This is a genomic window from Asanoa ishikariensis (genome assembly GCF_900107455.1).
Lineage (GTDB): Bacteria > Actinomycetota > Actinomycetes > Mycobacteriales > Micromonosporaceae > Asanoa > Asanoa ishikariensis.
In genome coordinates, this window is the sequence record NZ_FNQB01000007.1 from 171,349 (window position 1) to 178,455 (window position 7,107).

The 7,107-nt window shown below is 73.3% G+C and carries 8 protein-coding genes and 1 rRNA gene; 2 read left to right on the plus strand and 7 right to left on the minus strand.

Going from position 1 to position 7,107, the window contains the following annotated elements; translation table 11 throughout:
- Positions 1–13 precede the first annotated feature (13 nt).
- Genes BLV39_RS41755 through BLV39_RS41770 form a run of 4 tightly spaced genes read right to left on the minus strand, consistent with a single transcriptional unit; the run spans position 14 to position 2,681 of the window.
- Complete coding sequence (locus BLV39_RS41755) at positions 14–901, minus strand: NAD kinase (RefSeq protein ID WP_090804992.1); 888 nt, start codon at positions 899–901, stop codon at positions 14–16.
- Complete coding sequence (locus BLV39_RS41760) at positions 898–1,719, minus strand: TlyA family RNA methyltransferase (RefSeq protein ID WP_090804994.1); 822 nt, start codon at positions 1,717–1,719, stop codon at positions 898–900. Before BLV39_RS41760 ends, BLV39_RS41755 begins: the two co-directional genes overlap by 4 nt.
- A gap of 12 nt (positions 1,720–1,731) precedes the next feature.
- The gene (locus BLV39_RS41765) at positions 1,732–1,956 is read right to left on the minus strand and encodes a hypothetical protein (RefSeq protein ID WP_239084116.1); all 225 of its coding nucleotides are present in this window, start codon (positions 1,954–1,956) and stop codon (positions 1,732–1,734) included.
- Positions 1,953–2,681, minus strand: a complete 729-nt coding sequence (locus BLV39_RS41770) for a phasin family protein (protein ID WP_176985362.1) — start codon at positions 2,679–2,681, stop codon at positions 1,953–1,955. Before BLV39_RS41770 ends, BLV39_RS41765 begins: the two co-directional genes overlap by 4 nt.
- A 152-nt stretch (positions 2,682–2,833) precedes the next feature.
- Here BLV39_RS41770 and BLV39_RS41775 point away from each other — a divergent pair, with 152 nt between their 5' ends.
- Positions 2,834–3,169, plus strand: coding sequence for an alkyl sulfatase C-terminal domain-containing protein (locus tag BLV39_RS41775; RefSeq protein WP_090804999.1), 336 nt, complete (start codon positions 2,834–2,836; stop codon positions 3,167–3,169).
- Here the strand turns inward: BLV39_RS41775 and BLV39_RS41780 are convergent.
- Positions 3,166–4,161: an HAD-IIA family hydrolase gene (locus BLV39_RS41780; RefSeq protein ID WP_090805002.1), complete on the minus strand. Its 996-nt coding sequence runs from the start codon at positions 4,159–4,161 to the stop codon at positions 3,166–3,168. The genes BLV39_RS41775 and BLV39_RS41780 overlap by 4 nt on opposite strands.
- A gap of 2 nt (positions 4,162–4,163) precedes the next feature.
- A complete protein-coding gene (locus BLV39_RS41785; protein WP_239084119.1) occupies positions 4,164–5,264 on the minus strand; it encodes a hypothetical protein in 1,101 nt (366 codons plus the stop codon).
- A gap of 3 nt (positions 5,265–5,267) precedes the next feature.
- Between BLV39_RS41785 and BLV39_RS41790 the strand changes: the two genes are divergently transcribed.
- A complete protein-coding gene (locus BLV39_RS41790; protein WP_090805004.1) occupies positions 5,268–6,947 on the plus strand; it encodes a hypothetical protein in 1,680 nt (559 codons plus the stop codon).
- Positions 6,948–7,013: 66 nt separating this feature from the next.
- Here BLV39_RS41790 and rrf read toward each other — a convergent pair.
- Positions 7,014–7,107, minus strand: a 5S ribosomal RNA gene (rrf, locus tag BLV39_RS41795); the annotation flags it as partial.

A 7,107-nucleotide genomic window follows, 5' to 3' on the forward strand; every position in this document is an offset into this window, starting at 1 on the left:
TCTTCGCTTTGGCCTAGATCTTCGCTCCGCGCCAGCCGTCGACCGGCAGGCCGAACTTGGCCACCAGCCGGTCCGTGAACGGGCGCGGACGCAGCCGGACGATCCGCACCGGCAGCGTTCCCCGTTGGACGGTGATCTGGGCGCCGGGCGGCAGGTCGTAGACGCGGCGACCGTCACAGCACAGCACGGCCAGGTTGGTGAACGGGTCCACGGTGATGGTGAACGTCGACGTCGGCGCCGTCACCAGCGGCTTGCTGAACAGGGCGTGCGCGCTGATCGGCACCAGCAGCAGCGCTTCGACCTCGGGCCAGACCACCGGGCCGCCGGCGGAGAAGGCGTACGCGGTGGAGCCGGTCGGCGTCGCACAGACCACGCCGTCGCAGCCGTAGCGGGACAACGGCCGGCCGTCGACGTCGACCAGCAGCTCGAGCATCTGGGCCCGCTGTCCCTTCTCGACGCTGATCTCGTTGAGCGCCCACGACTCGACCACCTCGCCGCCGGGCGTGAGCTCCGCCCGCACGTCGAGGGTGAGCCGCTCGTCCACCGTGTAGTCACGGTTGACCACGTCACGGACCGCCTGGTCGATGTCGTCGATCTCGGCCTCGGCCAGGAAGCCGACCTTGCCGAGGTTGATGCCGAGCAGCGGTGCCTTCGCCGGGCGGGCGAGCTCCGCGGCGCGCAGGAAGGTGCCGTCACCGCCGAGCGCGAACACGATCTCCGCACCGTCGGCGGCGTCCAGATCGCTGCGCGGCACGACACCGGGCACCTCGAGGTCGTCGACCTCGTCGGCCACGACGCGCACCTCGAAGCCGGCCCGGATCAGGTCATTGGCCACCGTACGGGCGTGCTCTGTGCTCCGCCGCCGCCCCGTATGGGTGACCAGCAGCGCGACGCGGTTCATGCGGTCTCCTCGCGGATTGCCGTCGGACCGGCCGCGACGATCGCGCGCACCTCGTCCGGGACGGCGGGTGGCGCGTCGCGCCGGAACCAGACGAAGAACTCGACGTTGCCGCTCGGGCCGGGCAGCGGGCTGGCGACCACTCCGGCCACACCCAGACCGAGGCCGGCGGCGGCAGCGGCGACGTCGAGCACCGCCTCGGCGCGTAGCTCCGGCTCGCGAACCACGCCACCGGTGCCGACGCGCTCCTTGCCGACCTCGAACTGCGGCTTGACCATCAGCGCCAGGTCACCGGCGGGCTCAGTGCAGGCCGACAGGGCCGGCAGCACCAGCCGCAGCGAGATGAACGAGAGGTCCGCGACGGTCAACGACACAAGACCACCGATCTGGTCCGGTTCGAGGGTACGTACGTTGGTGCGCTCGACGACCCGCACGCGCTCGTCGGTGCGCAGCGACCAGGCGAGCTGGCCGTAGCCGACGTCGACCGCCACCACCTCGGCCGCACCGGAGCGCAACAGCACCTCGGTGAAGCCGCCGGTGGACGCGCCCGCGTCGAGGCAACGCCGGCCGCTGACGGTCAGCCCGCGCGGGCCGAAGCCGGCCAGCGCGCCGAGCAGCTTGTGCGCGCCACGGGAGACCCAGGTCGGGTCGTCGCCGGTGACCAGCACCGGGTCGGCCGGGTCGACCATCGCGGCGGCCTTGTGTGCGACCACACCGCGGACCTTCACCCGGCCGGCCTCGACCAACTCGGCGGCCTGCTCCCGGGAGCGGGCCAGCTTGCGCCGGACCAGCTCGGTGTCGAGTCGGTTTCGACGAGCCATGACCAGTGCGGCTCAGGCCTGGTCGATGGTGGCGAGCGTCTCCCGCAGGGTGCGGTAGGCCGCTTCGTACTCGGCGATCTGGTCCGTCGGCGACAGCTCGGCCGCGTTGGTCATCGACCGGATCGCGGCGTCGACGGCCGGGTGGCCCGACATGCCGTCGGCCGGCGGCGTGAGCTCGACCGGCTGCGCCGGAGCGACCCGGGCGAACATCCCGGGGTTCGGAACGGGAGCCGTCATGCGGCACCACCCGCCTTCTTGGCCGGCGCGGCCGACTTCTTGACCGCGGTCTTCTTCGCGACGGCCTTCTTCGCCGTGGTCTTCTTCGCGGCGGTGTCCGTCGTGTTCGTCGTGGCGGTGTTCGTGGTGGCGGTGTTCGTCGTCGCGTCGGCGGTCTTCTTGACCGCGGCCTTCTTGGCGACCGCCTTCTTCACGGGTGCCGACTTCGCGGGTGCTGCCTTGGCAGGCGCTTCCTTGGCAGGCGCTGCCTTCGCGGGTGCTTCCTTGGCGGGCGCTGCCTTAGCGGGCGCTGCCTTCGCGGGCGCTGCCTTCGCGGGTTCGGGCTTCACCGCGGCGGGTGCCTTCTTGGCCGGGGCGGTCGGGGCCGGGGCGGCCTTGGCCGGGGCCGGCACGTCGGAGATCGCCTCGGCGGCGTCGGCGCGGGCGCGCTCGGCCCGCAGCTCGAGCTCGAGGTCGCGTAGCCGCGTGTTGAGGTCGGCGACCTCTTCCGCCGTCGCCAGACCCACCCGGCCCAGCGTCTTGTCGATCTCGAAGCGGATCAGCTTGATGAGCGCCTCGCGGTTGGCCGCGCTGGTGGTGACCATCTCCTCGGCTATGGCGGTCAGCTGTGCGGCCGTCGCGCCACCCTTGCCGACGAGCTTGCGGGCGACCTTCTCGGCCTTCTTGCGCGACGTCTCCGTCGCGCCCAGGGCCAGCTCCAGGTATGCCCGCCACGCGTCCTGCATCGTCTGCGTCCTCTCCGGCTCAGGGGTGTGTGCCCGACAGCTGGATTGCCCCAACCGATAACCACGGGCGTCGGCTCCACGCTACCGGGCGCCTATGTCGGCCTTGTGCGGTACCGTGCCCGGAGATCACGTGGCGCGAGGGGAGCAGTGGTTTGGCCACCGTTGACGAGTGTCGGGACGCGATGCACGAGCTGGCGGCGAGGCTCGCCGGCAATGCCGACGCGCAGAACCGGCTCGATCTCGAACGCACCGTGGCATGTCGCCTGCCCGACCTGGAGACCGCCTTCCACGGCCGGCTGCACAACGGGCAACTGGTCGACATCACCGACGGCGACGACCCCAAGGCGAAGATCGCGCTCACGCTCAAGAGCGACGACTTCCTCGCGCTGGTCCGCGGCGACCTCGATTTCGCCCGTGCCCTCGCCGGCGGTCAGATGCGCATCAAGGCCAACCCGTTCGACCTGCTCAAGCTGCGCAAGCTGCTCTAGAGACCCAGTTCGCGCAGCACCGCGGTGGCCTCGTCGGTCGCACCGCTGATGCCGGTGACGTCCGTGCCGGCCCAGGCCGCGGCGCAGATGGTGCGCAAAGCGGCCATCGAGTCGCCGTGGCCGTCGAGCCGGCCGTCGGTGACCTGCCAGCCGGTGCCCTCGCCGGTGATCGCCAGCGTCTCCACGTCGTCGAACAGCCCGGCCAGGTCCTTGGCGACGTAGGTGGGCCGGCGCTCCGGCGCCGCCGCGACCAGGTCGCGGGGCTGACTGACCCCGGTGAGCACGAGCAGGCTGTCCAGCTTGGCCCGGACCGCGCCCTCGATATCGGTGTCCAGCCGGTCGCCGACCACCAGCGGGCGGCCGGCGGCCTCGCGCTTGACGGCCTCCTCGAAGAGCACCGCCTCGGGCTTGCCGATCACCTCGTCGGGCTCGCGGTCGAGCGCGGTGCGGAGCACGGCCACCAGTGAGCCGTTGCCGGGCAGCGCGCCGCGCGGGCTGGGCAGGGTGCGGTCGGTGTTGGTCGCGATCCAGATCGCGCCCGCGCGCACGGCCAGGGCGGCCTCGGCCAGGATCACCCAGCCGACGTCCCGCCCGTAGCCCTGCACGACCGCCACCGGGTTGTCGTCGGCACTGCTGACCGGCGTCAGACCGCAGTCGAAGACCTCCTGGCGGAGCGCCTCGGCGCCGACGACCAGCACCCGGGCACCGGATTCGAGCCGGTCAGCCAACCGCCGGGCGGCGGCCGCGGCCGAGGTCAGCACCTCTTCCGCCTCGGCCGGGACGCCGAGCCCGCGGAGCAGGTCGGCGACCTCGGCCGCACGCCGGCTCGCGTTGTTGGTCGCGTACGCGATCGCCCGGCCCTGGTCGTGCAGCCGCTGGACCGCGTCCACCGCACCGGGCACCGCGCTGTCGGACAGGTAGATGACCCCGTCCAGATCAAAGATCACCAGGTCGTACGCGTCAGCGAGCCGACCCGACGCCGGCGGCGACATGGTCATCGCCGGTCGTCGGTGTCGTCGATCTCGGGAAGGACCTTGCGGTCGTCGGCGTCGAGGTCGGCATCCGGGTCAGCGTCGATCTCGGCGTCGACCGGGACCTCTTCGTCCGGCTGGCCCTCGGCGTCGACCTCGACGGCCGCTTCCGGCTCATCGTCGTCGTCCGCCGTGTCGTCGCCCGGCACGTCGTCGTCCGCGGTCTCCTGCGGCAGCCCGTCGGTCACCGCACCGATCGACTGGTCGCCGGCGGTAGCGGCCGGGAGGTCGTCGTCCTCTTCGTCCTCGTCGTCGTCCTCGTCGATCTCGGAGTCCACCGCGGCGTCGTCGTCGGCGCGGCCGTCGGAGTCGAGCTCGAGGTCGTCTTCCTCGTCCTCGTCCTCGTCGTCCTCGTCGTCCTCGATCTCGTCGTCGCCGTCGTCGAGGATCGCGTCCTCTTCCGCGGCGTCGTCGTCGGCGAGAGCGGCGTCGGCGTCGTTCGCTTCGTCGTCGGCGACGACGGCATCGGTGCCGTCCGCCTCGTCGTCGTCCTGCTCGTCGCCCTCGATGGTGACGCCGTCGAGCTCCAGCAGGCGCTCGGCCGCGTCGGTCTCGCTGTCCTGGTCGGCCTCGGCGGCGCGGGCGAACCACTCGCGTGCCTCGTCCCGCCGGTCGGCGGCCAGCAGCGCGTCCGCGTAGGCGTACCGCAGGCGCCCGGCCCACGGCTCCTCGGGACCGCTGGTCAGCTCACGAACCTGGAGCATCGCGACGGCGGCGTCCTTCTGACCCAGGTCACCACGCGCGCCGCCCGCCACGATGAGCAGCTCGACGGCGTCGGCCTTGGACAGCGTGGCCCGGTCGGCACCCCGGAACAGGTCGATCGCCCGCTCGGGACGGCCGAGCGCGCGCTCGCAGTCCGCGAGCACGGCCAGGTGGTCCTGACGCCCGGTCATCCGGTGGTACGTGCGCAGCTCACCGATGGCGGTCTGCCACTCACCGGCGTGGTACGCGGCCAGTCCGACGGCCTCCCGCACCGCGGCGATCCGCGAGGCGAGCCGGCGGGCGGCCAGCGCGTGCGCCAGAGCCTCCTCCGGGTCCTCGTCGATCATGCGCCCGGTCGCCACCAGGTGACGGGCCACGACCTCGGCGACCGGACGGTTGAGCCCGAGCAGCTCGGCCCGGACGTCCTTGTCGAGGTCGGCCGAGGTGATGTCCTCGGGGATCAGCGGGCCGGTCGTCGACGGCCGGTCGTCGCGAGCATCGTCGCGCGGTCCACGGTCGTCCCGCGGCCCACGGTCGTCACGGGATCCACGGTCGTCGCGCGGCGCACGGTCGTCGCGGTCGCGGAAGCCGCCGCCGGAGCGGAAGCCACCACGGTCGCCGCCGCGGTCGTCGCGCGGGCCGGAGCGGAAACCGCCACGGTCACCCTCGCGCGGCGGACCCGAGCGGAAGCCGCCGCCGGAGCCACCACGGTTGTCGCCGTCGCGGGGCGCGGGGCGGGAGCCGCGGTCGTCCCGGTCCCGGTACGAGGGCCGGTCGCCGCCGCTGCGCTGGCCCGGGCCGGAGCGGAAGCCGCCACGGTCGTCCCGGTCGCCGCGCTGGCCGGGCCGGAAGCCCTCGTCACGACCACGGAACGGGCGGTCGCCGGAACGGTCGTCGCGGTCGCGGTACGACGGACGGTCGCCACCACGGTCGTCACGCGGACGGAAGCCGCCACGGTCTCCGTCACGCGGAGGACCAGAGCGGAAGCCACCACGGTCGCCGCCGCGGTCGTCGCGCGGACGGAAGCCGCCACGGTCACCATCGCGCGGAGGACCAGAGCGGAAGCCACCACGGTCGCCGCCGCGATCGTCGCGGTCGCGGTACGACGGACGGTCGCCACCACGGTCGTCACGCGGGCGGAAGCCGCCACGGTCTCCGTCACGCGGAGGACCAGAGCGGTAGCCACCGCGGTCACCATCGCGCGGAGGACCAGAGCGGTAGCCGCCACGGTCGCCCTCACGCGGAGGACCCGAGCGGAAGCCACCACGGTCACCGCCGCGGTCATCACGGGGGCCAGAACGGAAGCCGCCACGGTCGCCACCGCGATCGTCACGCGGGCCCGAGCGGAAGCCGCCACGGTCGCCACCACGGTCGTCGCGCGGGCGGAAGCCGCCACGGTCGTCACGGTTGGGCCGGTCGCCGTCACGCGGCGGGCCGGAGCGGTAGCCACCACGGTCGCCGCCGCGGTCGTCGCGCGGACGGAAGCCACCACGGTCACCATCGCGCGGAGGACCCGAGCGGAAACCACCACGGTCGCCACCGCGATCGTCACGCGGACGGAAGCCACCACGGTCGCCGCCACCGCCGTAGCTCGGACGGTCTCCCGACCCACGGCGGTCGCCGCCACCGCCGTAGCTCGGACGGTCGCCCGACCCACGGCGGTCGCCACCGCCGGAGCTCGGCCGGTCTCCCGACCCACGACGGTCGCCGCCGCCGCCGTAGCTCGGACGGTCGCCCGAGCTCGGGCGGTAGCCACCGCGGTCGTCACGGTTGCCGTAGCTACGGGCTCCGCCGGCGCCGCTGGAGCCGCCACGGTCGCCGTAGCCGCCACGCCCGGTGCCGCTGTCGCGGGATCCGGAACGGTAGCCGCCACGGTCGCCGCCCTGCGGCCGGTCACCTTCGCGGCGTGGACGCGAGCCGCGGTCGTCGCGGTTACCCCGGTCGCCTTGGTCTCGGGAACGGCCCTCGCCGCCGCGGTTGTCGTCGCGGCGGTCGCGAGGGGCGTCGCCGCCCTGGTCTGCACTCACGGGGTACATCCTTCCTGATGCCGGATTGGCCGGCACATGCAGTCAAGGGCCGCCCCTATGGGTCGGCCCTTGACTGGAATGATTGTCCGGCGGTGTCCTACTCTCCCACACCCTCCCGGGTGCAGTACCATCGGCGCTGGAGGGCTTAGCTTCCGGGTTCGGAATGTGACCGGGCGTT

What these genes read in the sequence shown, in the direction of transcription:
- BLV39_RS41760 (WP_090804994.1), bottom strand. Translation starts at nt 1,719, where the DNA reads ATGGCTCGTCGAAACCGACTCGACACCGAGCTGGTCCGGCGCAAGCTG.
- BLV39_RS41780 (WP_090805002.1), bottom strand. Translation starts at nt 4,161, where the DNA reads ATGTCGCCGCCGGCGTCGGGTCGGCTCGCTGACGCGTACGACCTGGTG.
- BLV39_RS41755 (WP_090804992.1), bottom strand. Translation starts at nt 901, where the DNA reads ATGAACCGCGTCGCGCTGCTGGTCACCCATACGGGGCGGCGGCGGAGC.
- BLV39_RS41765 (WP_239084116.1), bottom strand. Translation starts at nt 1,956, where the DNA reads ATGACGGCTCCCGTTCCGAACCCCGGGATGTTCGCCCGGGTCGCTCCG.
- BLV39_RS41770 (WP_176985362.1), bottom strand. Translation starts at nt 2,681, where the DNA reads ATGCAGGACGCGTGGCGGGCATACCTGGAGCTGGCCCTGGGCGCGACG.